The 15,922-nt window shown below is 61.3% G+C and carries 15 protein-coding genes; 6 read left to right on the top strand and 9 right to left on the bottom strand.

Annotated features, from left to right (window positions below):
* Positions 1-5 precede the first annotated feature (5 nt).
* From leuC to AC07OO_RS10095, 9 genes are all read right to left on the bottom strand, one after another.
* Positions 6-1,454, bottom strand: a complete 1,449-nt coding sequence (gene leuC / locus AC07OO_RS10135) for a 3-isopropylmalate dehydratase large subunit (protein ID WP_495081981.1) — start codon at positions 1,452-1,454, stop codon at positions 6-8.
* Positions 1,455-1,482: 28 nt separating this feature from the next.
* Positions 1,483-2,418, bottom strand: a complete 936-nt coding sequence (locus tag AC07OO_RS10130; protein ID WP_495081980.1) for a LysR family transcriptional regulator — start codon at positions 2,416-2,418, stop codon at positions 1,483-1,485.
* 383 nt (positions 2,419-2,801) lie between these two features.
* Entirely contained in the window at positions 2,802-4,112 is a 1,311-nt protein-coding gene (locus tag AC07OO_RS10125) for a citrate synthase (protein WP_495081979.1), read from the bottom strand.
* A gap of 10 nt (positions 4,113-4,122) precedes the next feature.
* Positions 4,123-4,419 carry an FAD assembly factor SdhE gene (locus tag AC07OO_RS10120; RefSeq protein ID WP_495083331.1) on the bottom strand — a complete coding sequence of 99 codons (297 nt, stop codon included), beginning with the start codon at positions 4,417-4,419 and terminating at the stop codon, positions 4,123-4,125.
* Between the two features lie 8 nt (positions 4,420-4,427).
* Complete coding sequence (locus AC07OO_RS10115) at positions 4,428-5,132, bottom strand: succinate dehydrogenase iron-sulfur subunit (protein ID WP_495081978.1); 705 nt, start codon at positions 5,130-5,132, stop codon at positions 4,428-4,430.
* A 31-nt stretch (positions 5,133-5,163) separates the two neighbouring features.
* Positions 5,164-6,960, bottom strand: coding sequence for a succinate dehydrogenase flavoprotein subunit (sdhA, locus tag AC07OO_RS10110; RefSeq protein ID WP_495081977.1), 1,797 nt, complete (start codon positions 6,958-6,960; stop codon positions 5,164-5,166).
* A gap of 27 nt (positions 6,961-6,987) precedes the next feature.
* Entirely contained in the window at positions 6,988-7,353 is a 366-nt protein-coding gene (gene sdhD, locus AC07OO_RS10105) for a succinate dehydrogenase, hydrophobic membrane anchor protein (RefSeq protein WP_495081976.1), read from the bottom strand.
* 49 nt (positions 7,354-7,402) lie between these two features.
* Positions 7,403-7,846, bottom strand: coding sequence for a succinate dehydrogenase, cytochrome b556 subunit (sdhC, locus tag AC07OO_RS10100; RefSeq protein ID WP_495081975.1), 444 nt, complete (start codon positions 7,844-7,846; stop codon positions 7,403-7,405).
* A gap of 113 nt (positions 7,847-7,959) precedes the next feature.
* Positions 7,960-8,769 (bottom strand): GntR family transcriptional regulator, encoded by an 810-nt coding sequence (locus AC07OO_RS10095; RefSeq protein WP_495081974.1) that lies wholly within the window; start codon positions 8,767-8,769, stop codon positions 7,960-7,962.
* 194 nt (positions 8,770-8,963) lie between these two features.
* On the opposite strand from AC07OO_RS10095, the gene AC07OO_RS10090 reads away from it, so the two are divergent.
* The 6 genes from AC07OO_RS10090 (at position 8,964) to AC07OO_RS10065 (ending at position 15,901) form a co-directional block, all read left to right on the top strand.
* Positions 8,964-9,950, top strand: a complete 987-nt coding sequence (locus AC07OO_RS10090) for a malate dehydrogenase (RefSeq protein WP_495081973.1) — start codon at positions 8,964-8,966, stop codon at positions 9,948-9,950.
* Between the two features lie 99 nt (positions 9,951-10,049).
* The gene (locus AC07OO_RS10085) at positions 10,050-11,105 is read left to right on the top strand and encodes an HpcH/HpaI aldolase/citrate lyase family protein (protein ID WP_495081972.1); all 1,056 of its coding nucleotides are present in this window, start codon (positions 10,050-10,052) and stop codon (positions 11,103-11,105) included.
* Between the two features lie 21 nt (positions 11,106-11,126).
* Positions 11,127-11,729 carry a hypothetical protein gene (locus tag AC07OO_RS10080; RefSeq protein ID WP_495081971.1) on the top strand — a complete coding sequence of 201 codons (603 nt, stop codon included), beginning with the start codon at positions 11,127-11,129 and terminating at the stop codon, positions 11,727-11,729.
* A gap of 68 nt (positions 11,730-11,797) precedes the next feature.
* Positions 11,798-14,389: a bifunctional aconitate hydratase 2/2-methylisocitrate dehydratase gene (locus AC07OO_RS10075; protein ID WP_495081970.1), complete on the top strand. Its 2,592-nt coding sequence runs from the start codon at positions 11,798-11,800 to the stop codon at positions 14,387-14,389.
* 385 nt (positions 14,390-14,774) lie between these two features.
* Complete coding sequence (locus tag AC07OO_RS10070; protein ID WP_495081969.1) at positions 14,775-15,143, top strand: DMT family protein; 369 nt, start codon at positions 14,775-14,777, stop codon at positions 15,141-15,143.
* 110 nt (positions 15,144-15,253) lie between these two features.
* Positions 15,254-15,901, top strand: coding sequence for a DUF47 domain-containing protein (locus AC07OO_RS10065; RefSeq protein WP_495081968.1), 648 nt, complete (start codon positions 15,254-15,256; stop codon positions 15,899-15,901).
* Positions 15,902-15,922: the final 21 nt, after the last annotated feature.

Here is a 15,922-nt window from a genome sequence, read left to right as displayed (position 1 = left end):
GGGGCTCAGGCGAACTTGCGGATGTCGACGAAATGGCCGTGGATGGCGGCGGCTGCGGCCATGGCCGGACTGACCAGGTGGGTGCGGCCACCGGCGCCCTGGCGGCCTTCGAAATTGCGGTTGCTGGTGGAGGCGCAGCGCTCGCCGGGCTCCAGGCGGTCGGCATTCATGGCCAGGCACATGGAGCAACCGGGCTCGCGCCACTCAAAGCCGGCGGCCTTGAAGATCTCGTGCAGGCCTTCGCGCTCGGCCTGTTCCTTCACCAGGCCGGAGCCGGGCACCACCATCGCCAGCTTGATGTTCTTGGCCACCTTCTGACCGAGCTTCTTGACCACGGCAGCGGCTTCGCGCATATCTTCGATGCGGCTGTTGGTGCAGGAGCCGATGAAGACCTTGTCCACGAACACATCGTCCAGCGCCTTGCCGGGCTCCAGGCCCATATAGGTCAGCGCGCGTTCGATGGCGCCGCGTTTGTTGGCGTCTTTTTCCTTGTCGGGGTCGGGCACGCGGGCGTCCACGCCCAGCACCATCTCGGGCGAAGTGCCCCAGGTGACCTGCGGCACGATCTGGGCCGCGTCCAGCTCCACCACGGTGTCGAAATGCGCGCCGGCGTCGGAGTGCAGCGTCTTCCAGAAAGCCACGGCTTGGTCCCACTCTACTGCGGCCGCGCCGGGGCTGGTGGCGTTGGCGCCGGGGGCCAGGGGGCGGCCTTTCACGTAGTCAATGGTTTTTTCATCCACGGCCACCAGGCCCGCGCGAGCGCCCGCTTCGATAGCCATGTTGCAGACCGTCATGCGGCCTTCCATGGACAGCGCGCGTATGGCCGAGCCGCCAAATTCGATGGTGTAGCCGGTGCCGCCCGCGGTACCGATCTTGCCGATGATGGCCAACACGATGTCCTTGGCGGTGATACCGGGGGCGACCGCGCCATCCACTTTGACCAGCATGTTCTTGGCCTTCTTGGCCAGCAGGGTTTGCGTGGCCATCACATGCTCCACCTCGCTGGTGCCAATGCCGTGGGCCAGCGCGCCAAAGGCGCCGTGTGTCGACGTGTGCGAGTCGCCACAGACGACCGTCATGCCGGGCAGCGTAGCGCCGTTTTCGGGCCCGATGACGTGGACGATGCCCTGGCGCTTGGACAGGAAAGGGAAAAATGCCGCGGAACCAAACTCCTTGATGTTGGCGTCCAGCGTCGTGACTTGCTCTTTGCTGGTGGGGTCTGCAATGCCGTCGTAGCCGCGTTCCCAGCCAGTGGTGGGCGTGTTGTGGTCGGCCGTGGCCACGATGGAGCTGACGCGCCAGACCTTGCGGCCCGCCTCGCGCAGGCCCTCAAAGGCCTGGGGGCTGGTGACCTCGTGCACCAGGTGGCGGTCGATGTAGAGGATGGCCGTGCCATCGTCTTCGGTATGGACAACGTGGTCGTCCCAGAGTTTGTCGTAAAGCGTGCGTGCCATGGCGTGGTCTTCCTTGTGAAAAGCAATTTTAGGTCGCGGCCTCGGGCGAGGCGGAGGTGTTGAGATGGTCCACCAGCAGCCGTGCGGTGCGCGGCAACGTGGAGAAATCGCGGGCCACCAGTTCGATGCGGCGGTTGGCCCAGGCATCGCTGAGCGCCAAGGCACTGAGCCCACCGCTGGCGCCGTGCGTCAAGCTGAAGGCGCGCAGCGGCATCACGCCCAGCCCCAGGCCGTTGCGGATCATGCGGCCCATGGCGTCCAGACCACTCACCTGGATGCGCAGTTTGATGGTCTGTCCCGCCGTAGCTGCTGCCTGGCGCATGGCCACATAGATGGAGCTGTTGGACTGCAGGCCCACGTGGTCATAGGCCAGCGTGTCGGCAAATGCCACCTCTTTTTGCGCGGACAGGGTGTGGCCTGTGGGCACGACCAGCACCAACTGGTCCTGCCGGTAAGGCAGGGTCTGCAACTCGCCCGCACCGTCGGCCGTGTTGCACACGCCGAAGTCGGCCGCCCCCTCTTGCACCGCGCGTACCACCTCGCTGCTCAAGTGCTCTTCCAGATCGATCTTGATGCCCGGGTGGGCGTGGACGAAGGCGCCCAGGTCTTCGGGCAAAAACTGCACCGTGGCCGAGATGCTGGCGTGTACCCGCACCTGACCGCGCGCGCCGTCGGCGTACTCACTCAACTCGGCCTGCATGCGCTCGACACTGAACAGCACGCTGCGCGCATGGTGCAGCAGGTTCTGCCCGGCCGGTGTCAGGTGCACGCCGCGCGAATGCCGGTGCAAGAGCGCGCTGCCCACAGCAGCCTCCAGGTCGCTGAGCCGCTTGCTCAGGGCCGAGGGGGCAATGAACTCCCGCTCCGCCGCCCGGCCGATACTGCCCAGCTCGCAGACGGCGGCAAAGAGCTGCAGCGAGGTCAGGTCGATGCGGCGGGCGAAGCTGCGGGTGGGGGTGGTCATTTTTTTCGAAAGCCATCGCTGATGGCGATGAATGTTCGCATTTTGCTACGGTATTGTGTGCTTTGACATCGCGTTTTGCGATGGTAGATGTGGTAAGCCATGTCTGCAGGGGGTGGGAGCGCTAAGAAGACGGAAGTGGGGCAGGCGCCACGCCAGTGGTGGCGGATACCCGCAGAATGGGTTTAAAAATACCTAATTTGGGTTTTTTACAGAAGCTGAATGGCACTTTATTGAAAAAATGGCCTCTAGCCCTCGTCGGATATGAATATGTAGCTATTGAATATATAGCAATCAATTCTCCACGGGTCTTAGAAAAAGCGGCTCGGCCAATAAAAAAGCCCGCCGGCGTCTACCGCCTGCGGGCTCTTTAGATGGATAGTGGCTTAGCGCTGCGCGATAGGCGCCACATCGCGCTTCACCGAGCCGGTGAACAGCTGGCGGGGGCGGCCGATCTTGTACTCGGGGTCGCCGATCATTTCGTTCAACTGGGCGATCCAGCCCACGGTGCGGGCCAGGGCGAAGATGGCGGTGAACAGGCTCACGGGGATGCCGATGGCGCGCTGCACGATGCCGGAGTAGAAGTCCACATTGGGGTAGAGCTTGCGCTGGACGAAGTAGTCGTCTTCCAGGGCGATCTTTTCCAGGGCCATGGCCAGCTTGAACAGCGGGTCGTTTTCCAGGCCCAGGGCCGCCAAGACTTCCTTGCAGGTCTCTTGCATCAGCTTGGCGCGGGGGTCGTAGTTCTTGTACACGCGGTGGCCAAAGCCCATCAGCTTGACGCCGGAGCTCTTGTCCTTGACCTGTTCCATGAACTGGCCAACCTTGGCGATGCCGCCCATCTTCTGGATGTCTTCCAGCATGTTCAGGCAGGCTTCGTTGGCGCCACCGTGGGCCGGGCCCCACAGGCAAGCCACACCGGCTGCGATGGCCGCGAACGGGTTGGTGCCCGAGCTGCCGCACAGGCGCACGGTGGAGGTGGAGGCGTTTTGCTCGTGGTCAGCATGCAGCGTGAAGATGCGGTCCAGCGCGCGCTCGATGACGGGGTTGACGACATAGGGCTCGCAGGGTGTGGCGAACATCATGTGCATGAAGTTGCCGGCGTAGCTCAGGTCGTTCTTGGGGTACATGAAGGGCTGGCCCACGCTGTACTTGTAGGCCATGGCCACCAGGGTCGGCATCTTGGCAATCAGGCGGATCGCGGAGATGTCGCGGTGCTCAGGATTGTTGATGTCGGTGCTGTCATGGTAGAAGGCCGACAGGGCGCCCACCAGGCCGGTCATGATGGCCATGGGGTGTGCATCACGGCGGAAGCCACGCAGGAAGAACTGCATCTGCTCGTTGACCATGGTGTGCTGGGTCACGCGCTTGGTGAAATCGGCCTTGCCGGCTGCGTCGGGCAAGTTGCCGTACAGCAGCAGGTGGCAGGTTTCCATGAAATCGCAGTTGGTGGCCAATTGCTCAATGGGGTAACCGCGGTACAGCAGTTCACCCTTGTCACCGTCGATATAGGTGATGGCTGACTGGCACGAGGCCGTGGACAAGAAGCCCGGGTCATAGGTAAACATGCCGGTTTGCGCGTACAGCTTGCGGATGTCGACGACATCGGGACCGACGCTGCCCTGGTACACAGGCAATTCGACGCTGGGGCTGCCATTGCTGAAGGACAGCGTGGCTTTGTTGTCAGCTAGTTTCATTTTCGACCTTTCAACAGTTTTTTCTCAACATACTCAAAACTTCGTCCACACCGTCTTCGCGGTCTAATGTCTCTGATACCTGTGCCAGTGACTTGCGGGCCAGGTGCAGGTCCAGCAGGTCGTTGTCACTCAAGTCCATCAACAGGCCCAGCGCGTGGGCCTGGCGCACCGTCAACGACGCCTGGAAGTTGTTGAAGAAGCGCTCGATAAACAGGTCGTTCTCCAGCAGCCCACGGCGACACCGCCACTTCAGCTTGCTTAAGCTCCGCTCGTCCAGCAATTCGTTGTCAACTTCAGCCATAAGCATCGCCGTCATCAGACGGTACGCATCACCATCATTTCCTTGATCTTGCCGATCGCCTTGGTGGGGTTCAGTCCCTTGGGGCACACGTCGACGCAGTTCATGATGGTGTGGCAACGGAACAGGCGGTAGGGGTCTTCCAGGTTGTCCAGGCGCTCACCGGTGGCTTGGTCGCGGCTGTCGGCCAGGAAGCGGTAGGCTTGCAAGAGGCCGGCGGGGCCGACGAACTTGTCGGGGTTCCACCAGAAGCTGGGGCAGGATGTGGAGCAGCTCGCGCACAAGATGCATTCGTACAGGCCGTTGAGCTCTTCGCGCTCTTCGGGGCTCTGCAGGCGCTCCCTCTCGGGCGTGGGCTCGTGGTTGATCAGGTAGGGCTTGATCGAGTTGTACTGCTTGAAGAACTGCGTCATGTCCACGATCAGGTCGCGCACCACGGGCAGGCCGGGCAGCGGCTTGAGCACGACGACGTCGGGCAGCGTGCGCATATTGGTCAGGCAGGCCAGGCCGTTCTTGCCGTTGATGTTCATGGCGTCAGAGCCACAGACGCCTTCGCGGCAGGAGCGGCGGTAGGACAAGGTGGGGTCGATCGCCTTGAGCTTGATCAGTGCGTCCAGCAACATGCGTTCGCTGCCATCGAGTTCCACCTCGATGGTTTGCATATAGGGCTTGGCGTCCTTGTCTGGGTCGTAGCGGTAGATGGAGAAAGTGCGTTTTGCCATTTTTGGGATTCCTTAATCTTTCTCGACCTAATCAGAACGTACGGGGCTTGGGTGGCACCGTCTCCGCCGTCAGCGGCTTCATGCGGACGGGCTTGTAGGACAGGCTGTTGCCGTCCTTGTGCCAAAGGGTGTGCTTCATCCATTCAGCGTCGTTACGGCCCAAGGGGCAGGTGGGGTGGTTCACGTCGTGTTCGTAATCGCGCACCAGGTGGGCGCCACGGCACTCCTTGCGGGCGGCGGCGCTGGTCATCGTGGCCTGGGCGGCTTCCATCAGGTTCTCGACTTCCAGCGCTTCGATGCGCGCGGTGTTGAAGACCTTGGAGTTGTCCTTCAGACCGATCTTGCCCATGCGATCGCGCAGGGCGTTGATCTTCTTGACGCCTTCGTCCATGGATTCCTGGCTGCGGAACACGCCGGCATGCGCCTGCATGATGGCGCGCATGTCGTTGGCCACGTCCTGGGCGTATTCGCCGTTGGGGTTGGAATCCAGGCGCGCCAGGCGTGCCTGGGTGGCATCTGTGGCACCGGCGGGCAGATCCTTGTGTGCCGCACCCGGCTTGACGTTGGCGATGATGTGGTCGCCAGCGGCCTTGCCGAACACCAGCAGATCCAGCAGCGAGTTGGTGCCCAGGCGGTTGGCGCCATGCACCGACACGCAAGAGCATTCACCGACGGCGTAGAGGCCGTTGATGGCCTTGTCCTGGCCATCCACTTGTTGAACGACCTGGCCATGGATATTGGTCGGGATGCCGCCCATCTGGTAGTGGATGGTGGGCACGACGGGGATGGGTTCGCGGGTGATATCGACGTTGGCGAAGTTGTGGCCGATTTCTTCCACCGAGGGCAGGCGCTTGCGGATGGTCTCTGCACCCAGGTGGTCCAGTTTCATGTGGATGTAGTCCTTGTTGGGACCGCAGCCACGGCCTTCCAGGATTTCCTGGCCCATGCAACGCGAGACGAAGTCGCGCGGTGCCAGATCCTTCAGCGTGGGCGCATAACGCTCCATGAAGCGGTCGCCGTTGCTGTTCAGCAAAATGGCGCCTTCGCCGCGGCAGCCTTCGGTCAGCAACACGCCGGCACCGGCCACGCCGGTGGGGTGGAACTGCCAGAACTCCATGTCTTGCAGTGCGATGCCGGCGCGGGCGGCCATGCCCAGGCCGTCACCGGTGTTGATGAAGGCATTGGTGGAGGATTGGAAGATACGTCCGGCACCGCCGGTAGCCAACAGCACGGTCTTGGCGTGCAGCACGTGCAGGTCGCCGGTTTCCATTTCCAAAGCGGTTACGCCGACTACGTCTCCTTCGGCGTCGCGGATCAGGTCCAGCGCCATCCATTCCACGAAGAACGAGGTACGGGCCGCGACATTGGCCTGGTACAGCGTGTGCAGCATGGCGTGGCCGGTACGGTCGGCCGCGGCGCAGGCGCGTTGCACGGGTTTCTCGCCGTAGTTGGCGGTGTGGCCGCCGAAGGGGCGCTGGTAGATGGTGCCGTCGGGGTTGCGGTCAAAGGGCATGCCCATGTGCTCCAGGTCATAGACGACCTTGGGTGCTTCGCGGCACATGAATTCAATCGCATCCTGGTCGCCGAGCCAGTCGGAGCCCTTGACGGTGTCGTAGAAGTGGAATTCCCAGCTGTCTTCGCTCATATTGCCCAGCGAGGCAGACACGCCGCCCTGCGCCGCCACAGTGTGCGAACGGGTGGGGAACACCTTGGACAGCACGGCCACGTTCAGGCCGGCGCGTGCCAGTTGCAGCGATGCGCGCATGCCGGAGCCGCCGGCACCGACGATGACGACGTCAAATTTTCTTGTTGTAGGGGAGTAGGTCATGGGTTCAATCTTTATCGTTCGGTGCAATCACAGGCGCCACAGGACTTGGATGGCCCAGCCCGCACAGGCCACGAGCCAGACAATGGAAAACACTTGCAGTGCCAGCCGGATATAGACGGGCTGGATGTAGTCCATGAAGATTTCGCGCATGCCCACCCAGGCGTGGTACAGCAGGGAGATGATGACGCAGAAGGTCAGTGTCTTCATCCATTGGCTGGAGAAGATGCCCGCCCATTTGTCGTACCCCATGGGGCCTTTGCGCAGCAGCACTTGGGCCAGCACGATGAGGGTGAAAAGGGCCATCAGCAAGCCGGTGACACGTTGGGCCAGCCAGTCGCGCAAGCCGTAGTGCGCGCCAACGACAAGGCGCTTGGATCCGTAGTTAACAGACATGATCGGTGTTCCTGTTGTTTATTGTTTTTGAAGAGGGAGCGCGCCGGGCTTAGTACAGCCCAAAAAGCTTGGCGCCGAAGGCCACGGTCAGGCTCAGACTCAGGCCCAAGGTCCACTGGGCGGTGGTGCGGCCGGCTTCTTTGCTGACGGTGTGGAACAGGTCCATGCGGATGTGGCGCAGGCCGGCGAAAAAGTGGTGCAGGTAGGACCAGATCAGCACCAGAGCCGCCAGCTTGACGATGAAGCCGGGAACAAAACCGATGCCGTTGTTGAACGCGGAGGTAAACCGCGCAAACGAATATTCGGAGCTGACGGATGTGTCAAACATCCAGATGACGAAGGGCATCAACAAAAACATGAACAAACCACTGCCACGGTGCAATATCGACACGATTGCTGCCACGGTCATGCGGTAGGTCGGCAAGTCCTTGAAGGCATTGATGTTACGGAACTCAGGCCGCTTGGCCCGGGTTGGAGGAGTGAGCTCAGACATGGATGGGCTTTCTGGTTGTAACCGTATGTAATTATTTTCCGCTGCGGACCAAAATTCTATTGCACTGCAACAGGCTGACGCCGGACTTGCACCAAGTCGGTGTCAAAGTGGCGTCAATTTAGCGCATTTCGATAGTAATGTTTGCTGGTCAGGTACAGGCCCCGGCGCATTTCCATCGGGGCATCGTTATAGGTGTAGGCAATGCGTTCCACGCTGAGTAACGGGGTTTGCGCTTCGGTCTTCAGCAGTGCGCACTGTTCCGCATCGGGCAGCACGGCGCGAATTTTTTCTTCGGCGCGCACCATGCGCACGCCGAATTCGGTTTCAAACAGCGCATACATGGGGCCGTTGTAGTCCCTCAGGCGCTCAGCCGTCAAGCCTTTGAAGGGCGCGGCAGGCAGCCACAGGTCTTCCAGAATGGTGGGCGTGGACGCAAACGACAGTACGCGGCGCACCTGCAGCACGGCATCGCCGGCGCGAATGGCCAGGGCGCGTGCCACTTCCACCGACGCGCGGATGCGCTTGCAATCGATGATGTGGCGCTGGGCGGGGCCCTCGCTATTAGGGTCGCCGTTGTCGGGAATGAGTTTCAAAAAGCGGTACTGGATCTGGCGTTCGGCATGGGTGGCTACAAACGTGCCCTTGCCCTGGCGGCGCACCAGCAGGTTTTCGGCGGCCAGCTCATCAATAGCCTTGCGCACCGTGCCCTGGCTGACCTTGAAACGCGCGGCCAATTCGATCTCGCTGGGGATGGCCGTGCTGGGCTTCCATTCGCCGGCCTGCAGGCTTTGCAGAATCAAGACCTTGATCTGCTGGTACAGCGGGCTGAAGGCCGGCGTGGGCTGCGCCAAAGCGACGGGCTCGCTGGCGTCCGCATAGGGCGCAGCGGCAGCGTCGTTTGGGAAATTGGGCGTGGCGGACATGAAAAGGCTTTTGGGAGGGCAGCTTGGACTCAGTCTCGGATTTGAGGTGCAATCATATCTTATATAAGACATAAGACAAATTGACTTTACCGCAATTTCGGGGGTAAACTCTAGAGCATTCTGAAGGATTCAATCTCCCTCCTTTGGGTCCCCGGACCGTCGCCGTTTTTACATCACTTCCTGGAGTCTTTACCATGAGCAAGAAACCCGTTCGCGTTGCTGTTACCGGCGCCGCTGGTCAAATCGGTTACGCCCTGCTGTTCCGCATCGCGTCCGGCGAAATGCTGGGCAAGGACCAGCCCGTCATCCTGCAATTGCTGGAAATCCCTGACGAGAAGGCCCAGAACGCGCTCAAGGGTGTGATCATGGAATTGGAAGACTGTGCCTTCCCCTTGCTGGTCGGCATTGAAGCCCATTCTGACCCCATGCAAGCCTTCAAGGACACCGACTACGCCCTGCTGGTCGGTTCGCGCCCCCGTGGCCCCGGCATGGAACGTGCCGAACTGCTGGCCATCAACGGCGCCATTTTCACGACCCAGGGCAAGGCACTGAATGCCGTCGCTTCGCGCAATGTTCGCGTGCTGGTGGTCGGCAACCCTGCCAACACCAACGCCTACATCGCGATGAAGGCCGCCCCCGATCTGCCAGCCAAGAACTTCACCGCCATGTTGCGCCTGGACCACAACCGCGCCGCTTCGCAAATCGCCGCCAAGACCGGCAAGGCCGTGGCCGATATCGAAAAATTGGCCGTGTGGGGCAACCACTCGCCGACCATGTACGCTGACTACCGTTTCGCCACCATCGGCGGCCAATCGGTCAAGGCCATGATCAACGACGAAACCTGGAACCGCGAAACCTTCTTGCCCACCGTGGGCAAGCGTGGTGCCGCCATCATCGCCGCACGCGGCCTGTCGTCTGCAGCGTCCGCTGCCAACGCGGCCATCGACCACATGCGCGACTGGGCGCTGGGCACCAATGGCAAGTGGGTCACGATGGGCATTCCTTCCAACGGCGAATACGGCATTCCCAAGGAAATCATGTTCGGCTACCCCGTGACCTGTGCCAACGGCGAATACAAGATCGTCGAAGGCCTGGAAATCGACGCTTTCTCGCAAGAGTGCATCAACAAGACCCTGGCCGAACTGCAGGGCGAGCAAGACGGCGTCAAGCACTTGCTCTAATCCCCAAGGAAAGAGACCGTGCGCAGCGCTGGGCCGCCCCGAGCAAGCACAGCCCCCTCGGGGGGCAGCGCAGCACATGGAATGGCAAGCGTGGGGGCCATGCATCCGCGCGACGTACTCTTAGGCGCCCAGGGCGCGGCAGGCATGTTGCCTGTTTGCGACCACTACAGCGGTGTCGAAGCGCGGATGGTCAAAAGCCTGCAGTTGCAGGCCGACATGACGGCGGAACTCGGGGTCTGCGTCTTCGACGTCACTTTGGACTGCGAAGACGGAGCCCCGGTCGGCGGCGAGAGGGACCAGGCCAATATGGTGGCAGCCCTCGCCAATGCTGCACATGTCGCTCCACAATTGATAGCAAGCGGCGTGAAGCGCCGCGTCGGCGTGCGTGTGCACGCGGTGGACCACCCGGCCTTTGCGGCCGATGTGGACACCATCGTCGGCGGTGCGGCCCAGTCGCTGAGCTACGTCATGGTTCCCAAGGTGGAATCTGTCGCCGACGTACAGATGGCCGTGGCCGCCATGGATGCGGCGGTGCAACCTGGCCAGCGGGCTGATGCATTGCCCTTGCATGTGTTGATCGAATCCCCGGCTGCTGCACACCGCGCGTTTGAGATCGCAGCCCATCCCCGCGTGCAGTCCATCAGCTTTGGCTTGATGGACTTTGTCTCGGCGCATGGTGGCGCCATTCCCCATGCCGCCATGGGTGTGCGTGCGGCAGGCGATGCCGCAGGCCTGGATCAGTTCCACCACCCGCTGGTTGTGCGGGCCAAGCTGGATATCGCCAGCGCCTGCCATGCGGCGGGCAAGGTCCCGTCCCACTGCGTGGTAACGGAGTTGCGCGATACCTCGGTGGTCGAGCGCTCGGCGCAGATGGCTGCAGCGTCCTTTGGCTATACCCGGATGTGGAGCATCCACCCATCCCAGATCCAACCCATTGTGCGGGCCTTTACGCCGTCGGTGGAAGACGTGGATTTGGCGGCGCGCATCATCGAACAAGCCAGCCTGGCCGAGTGGGCGCCGATATCGGTCGATGGCAAATTGCACGACCGCGCCAGCTTTCGCTATTTTTGGCAGGTGCTGGAACGCGCCCACCAAACCGGGTGTGTGGTCCCTGAGACCATGCGCCCGTATTTCCCGTCCCGGCGGGTTCACTAAAACAAAGAGGTTGACTTTCTCATGATGAAACAATGCGTACCGGGCTTGCTGTTACTGGCCTTGACCATGGCTCTGCCAGCTGTGGCTGCCGACAAGGCCGCCAGCAAAGCGGCCCCCAAGGCGGCTGCCCATGCGAGCGCCAAGCCCGCGGCCCATGCCGAGTCCGAGACCTTGGCACCCGTGGCCCTGTCAGCTGAACAAATGGCCGTGGCCAGCAAGGTGCTGGTGGGCAAGATCAATTGCGAACTCGGCACGGTCGTGTCCGTGTCGCCAGATGCCCAATCCCCTGGACGCTTTTTTCTAGAGATGGGCCACAAGCGCTACACCATGCTGCCCGTGACCACCACCACCGGCGCTGTGCGCCTGGAAGAGGAGTCCAGCGGTGCTGTGTGGTTGCAGCTGGGTAACAAATCCATGTTGATGAACCAGAAGGAAGGCAAGCGTCTGGCCGACGACTGCATGAACCCGGACCAATTGGCCGTGGCCCAGGCCATGGAGCGCAACCCCGTGCCGAGCTTGCTGGACGCGCCCAAGGACGCCCTGGTGCCCGTGGGCTCGGGTGGTGCGGTGCAGGAAATGGTGCCCAACCCCAAAGGCAAGGCTACCAAGCCGAAATCAAAATAGATAGCAGGCCAAGCCCTGTTGACGAGGGCTGGCGAGTAATTTGTGTTGCATAAGAAGGAGTGAATACCATGTTGAAAGCCTACCGTGACCATGTGGCCGAACGCGCCGCGCTGGGCATCCCGCCCCTGCCCCTGTCTGCCAAGCAAACCGGCGAACTGATTGAACTCCTGAAGAACCCACCAGTTGGTGAGGAGACCTTCCTGGTGGACCTGATCACCAACCGCGTTCCCGCCGGCGTGGACGATGCCGCCAAGGTCAAGGCCAGCTATCTGGCCGCTGTGGCCCACGGCACCGAGAAGTGCGCGCTGATCAGCCGCGCCCGTGCCACCGAGCTGCTGGGCACCATGCTGGGCGGCTACAACATCAGCCCCCTGGTGGACCTGCTGGATGACGCGGCAGTGGCCGCCGAAGCCGCTGCCGGCCTGAAGAAAACCTTGCTGATGTTCGACCAGTTCCACGACGTGAAGGAAAAGGCCGACAAGGGCAATGCCCACGCCAAGGCCGTGCTGCAAAGCTGGGCCGATGCCGAGTGGTTCACAAGCCGCCCCGAAGTCCCCCAGAGCATTACGTTCACCGTGTTCAAGGTGCCCGGCGAGACCAATACCGACGATCTGTCGCCAGCGCCCGATGCCACCACCCGCCCCGACATCCCGATGCATGCCCTGGCAATGCTGAAGAACAAGCGCGATGGCGCGGCTTTCGTGCCCGAAGAAGACGGCAAGCGCGGCCCCATCAAGTACATCCAGGACCTGGTCGCCCGTGGCCTGCCCGTGGCCTACGTGGGCGATGTGGTTGGCACCGGCTCCTCGCGCAAATCGGCTACCAACTCGGTGCTGTGGTTCACCGGTGAAGACATTCCGTTCATCCCCAACAAGAAGTTTGGCGGTATCTGCCTGGGAACCAAAATCGCCCCCATCTTCTACAACACCATGGAAGACGCGGGCTCCCTGCCCATCGAGCTGAACGTGGACCAGATGAACATGGGCGACGTGATCGAACTGCGTCCTTACGAAGGCAAGGCCTTGAAGGATGGCAAGGTCATCTCCGAGTTCACCGTCAAGAGCGAAGTGCTGTTCGACGAAGTACGCGCCGGTGGCCGTATTCCGTTGATCATCGGCCGTGGCCTGACCGCCAAGGCACGCGAAGCCCTGGGTCTGAAGCCCTCCACGCTGTTCCGCCTGCCACAGAACCCTGCTGACACCAAGAAGGGTTTCAGCTTGGCGCAGAAGATGGTCGGCCGCGCCTGCGGTCTGCCCGAAGGCCAGGGCGTGCGCCCCGGTACCTACTGCGAACCCAAGATGACATCCGTCGGCTCGCAAGACACCACCGGCCCGATGACCCGCGACGAGTTGAAGGATCTGGCCTGCCTGGGCTTCAGCGCTGATCTGGTGATGCAATCCTTCTGCCACACAGCCGCATACCCCAAGCCCGTGGACGTGAAGATGCACCACGAGCTGCCCGACTTCATCAGCACCCGCGGCGGTATCTCGCTGCGCCCCGGTGATGGCGTGATCCACTCCTGGCTGAACCGCCTGCTGTTGCCCGACACCGTCGGCACCGGTGGCGACAGCCACACGCGTTTCCCTATCGGTATTTCCTTCCCCGCAGGCTCGGGTCTGGTGGCCTTCGCCGCTGCAACCGGCGTGATGCCTTTGGATATGCCCGAGTCGGTGTTGGTGCGCTTCAAGGGCAAGATGCAAAACGGCGTGACGCTGCGTGACCTGGTCAACGCGATTCCGCTGTACGCCATCAAGGCCGGTCTGCTGACAGTCGAGAAGAAGGGCAAGAAGAACATCTTCTCCGGCCGCATTCTCGAAATCGAAGGTTTGCCAGACCTGAAGGTGGAGCAGGCGTTTGAATTGTCCGACGCATCGGCCGAGCGCTCTGCCGCCGGCTGCACGGTGCACCTGAACAAGGAACCGATCATTGAGTACATCAACTCCAACATCACGATGATGAAGTGGATGATTGCCAACGGTTACGCCGATGCCCGCACACTGGCCCGCCGCATTGCCGCACAGGAAGCCTGGCTGAAGAAACCCGAGCTGCTGAAAGGCGACGCCGATGCCGAATACGCCGCCGTTATCGAAATCGACCTGGCCGACATCCACGAACCCATCGTGGCTTGCCCGAACGACCCGGACGACGTGAAGACACTGGCCGATGTGGCCGGCGCCAAGATCGATGAAGTGTTCATCGGTTCCTGCATGACCAACATCGGCCACTTCCGTGCAGCCTCCAAGCTGTTGGAAAACAAGCGCGATATCCCGGTCAAGCTGTGGGTTGCACCACCGACCAAGATGGACGCGCACCAACTGACGGAAGAAGGCCACTACGGTGTGCTGGGCGGCGCTGGTGCGCGTATGGAAATGCCGGGCTGTAGCCTGTGCATGGGCAACCAGGCGCAGGTGAAGGAGGGCGCAACCGTGTTCTCCACTTCCACCCGCAACTTCCCGAACCGTTTGGGTAAGAACTCGAATGTGTACCTGGGTTCTGCGGAACTGGCTGCCATATGCTCCAAGCTGGGCCGTATTCCGACCAAGGAAGAGTACTTGGCTGACATGGGCGTGCTGACCGCCGCCAGCGACAAGGTGTATCAATACTTGAACTTCGACAAGATTCAGGATTACACCGAGTCTGCTGCTACTGTGAACGCGTAAGACTTAATTCGTTTTACATCGGAAGCCCTGCGGCGTTTGCTGTGGGGCTTTTTTATTTTGTGACAGTTGTGTTTTGTGTTTCTCGCACGCTACAGGGCGGGCGTGGCTGCTTTGCTCCGTGTCCCCCGCCCGTTCCGGGCTCCTCCTTTTACCTGCGCAAAACAGCCACGCCCGCCCTGCAGCTGGGTTGTGGCACTCCCAGATTGCTTTAAGCGCTGGTGCGCAAAAACCTCGGAGGATCGGATGGTCTGGGCGTTTTGCGCAGGTAAAAGGAGGAGGGCGGAGCCCGGGGGACACGGAGCAAAACGTCCAGGCCATCCGATCCGGAGCGAGAGAGCTAAAAGCCCACGAATGTGAAGCAAACAAGCCCAAGATAATGCACAACATGCAATTCCTCAGCACCATCCCCCTCTCCTGGCAAACCATTCTGCTTTTGCTAGCCAGCAACATCTTCATGACGGTCGCCTGGTACGGCCACCTCAAAAATCTGGCCACCGCCCCCTGGTACATCGCTGCCCTGGTGAGCTGGGGTATCGCCTTGTTCGAATACCTGCTGCAGGTCCCCGCCAATCGCATCGGCTTTCAGCAGGCCGGTTTTTCGGTCGCGCAGCTCAAAATCATGCAGGAAGTCATCACGCTGGTCGTCTTTGTGCCGTTTGCGATGATTTACTTGAACCAGCCTTTCAAGACCGACTATCTGTGGGCCGGCCTGTGCCTGGTCGGGGCGGTGTACTTCATCTTCCGCAGCGCCTGAACTGCGGGAAACCCGGAATGTCCTGGCGGGCTGTGCGGTTACACTTCGCCCCGTCATAAATACGTCATTTTCATGAGAACTGACGGACTCCATCGTTAGGAACCACCACCATGCTGTTTGGCAAACTGCTGCCCCGAGAGGGCAATTTTTTCGAAATGTTCAACCAGCACGCGGACCGCATCGTGGAGGCGGCGCAGGCTTTTTCCCGTTTGGTGGCCAATTACAACGACCTGGATTTGCGCGCCAAGTACAACCAGGAAGTGGACGACGCCGAGCGTGCGGCCGACCGTGTGACGCACGATTGCAACAAGGCCATCCACATCACCTTCATCACGCCCATTGACCGCGAACAGATCCATTCGCTGATCAACACCATGGATGACGTGGCTGACCTGATCCAGGACTCGGCCGAGACCATGGCGCTGTACGACGTGCGGCATATGACCGAAGAAATCGTCCGACTGACTGACCTCAGCGTGAAATGCTGCGAGCGCCTGCGTGATGCGGTCAAGCTCTTGGGCCATATCGCCGAGCCGCACACGGCCGAGGCGGCGCTGAAAACCTGCGAAGAGATCGACCGCCTGGAGTCCGATGCCGACCGCGTGATGCGCACCGCCATGAGCAAGCTGTTCCGCGAAGAACCCGACGTGCGCGAGCTGATCAAACTCAAGGCGATTTACGAATTGTTGGAAACCATTACCGACAAGTGCGAAGACGTGGCCAATGTGATCGAGGGCATCATCCTCGAGAACTCCTGATTCCCCAGGCGGATACGGCTA

The organism is Rhodoferax sp. GW821-FHT07G04 (assembly GCF_059418585.1).
The sequence above is the reverse complement of the archived record's forward strand: the minus strand, read 5'-3'. Positions and strand labels throughout refer to the sequence as shown.

Bases quoted from the DNA above. Each gene is read 5' to 3' on its own strand.
- leuC (WP_495081981.1), bottom strand. From the start codon at position 1,454: ATGGCACGCACGCTTTACGACAAACTCTGGGACGACCACGTTGTCCAT.
- AC07OO_RS10130 (WP_495081980.1), bottom strand. From the start codon at position 2,418: ATGACCACCCCCACCCGCAGCTTCGCCCGCCGCATCGACCTGACCTCG.
- AC07OO_RS10125 (WP_495081979.1), bottom strand. From the start codon at position 4,112: ATGAAACTAGCTGACAACAAAGCCACGCTGTCCTTCAGCAATGGCAGC.
- AC07OO_RS10120 (WP_495083331.1), bottom strand. From the start codon at position 4,419: ATGCTTATGGCTGAAGTTGACAACGAATTGCTGGACGAGCGGAGCTTA.
- AC07OO_RS10115 (WP_495081978.1), bottom strand. From the start codon at position 5,132: ATGGCAAAACGCACTTTCTCCATCTACCGCTACGACCCAGACAAGGAC.
- sdhA (WP_495081977.1), bottom strand. From the start codon at position 6,960: ATGACCTACTCCCCTACAACAAGAAAATTTGACGTCGTCATCGTCGGT.
- sdhD (WP_495081976.1), bottom strand. From the start codon at position 7,353: ATGTCTGTTAACTACGGATCCAAGCGCCTTGTCGTTGGCGCGCACTAC.
- sdhC (WP_495081975.1), bottom strand. From the start codon at position 7,846: ATGTCTGAGCTCACTCCTCCAACCCGGGCCAAGCGGCCTGAGTTCCGT.
- AC07OO_RS10095 (WP_495081974.1), bottom strand. From the start codon at position 8,769: ATGTCCGCCACGCCCAATTTCCCAAACGACGCTGCCGCTGCGCCCTAT.
- AC07OO_RS10090 (WP_495081973.1), top strand. From the start codon at position 8,964: ATGAGCAAGAAACCCGTTCGCGTTGCTGTTACCGGCGCCGCTGGTCAA.
- AC07OO_RS10085 (WP_495081972.1), top strand. From the start codon at position 10,050: ATGCATCCGCGCGACGTACTCTTAGGCGCCCAGGGCGCGGCAGGCATG.
- AC07OO_RS10080 (WP_495081971.1), top strand. From the start codon at position 11,127: ATGATGAAACAATGCGTACCGGGCTTGCTGTTACTGGCCTTGACCATG.
- AC07OO_RS10075 (WP_495081970.1), top strand. From the start codon at position 11,798: ATGTTGAAAGCCTACCGTGACCATGTGGCCGAACGCGCCGCGCTGGGC.
- AC07OO_RS10070 (WP_495081969.1), top strand. From the start codon at position 14,775: ATGCAATTCCTCAGCACCATCCCCCTCTCCTGGCAAACCATTCTGCTT.
- AC07OO_RS10065 (WP_495081968.1), top strand. From the start codon at position 15,254: ATGCTGTTTGGCAAACTGCTGCCCCGAGAGGGCAATTTTTTCGAAATG.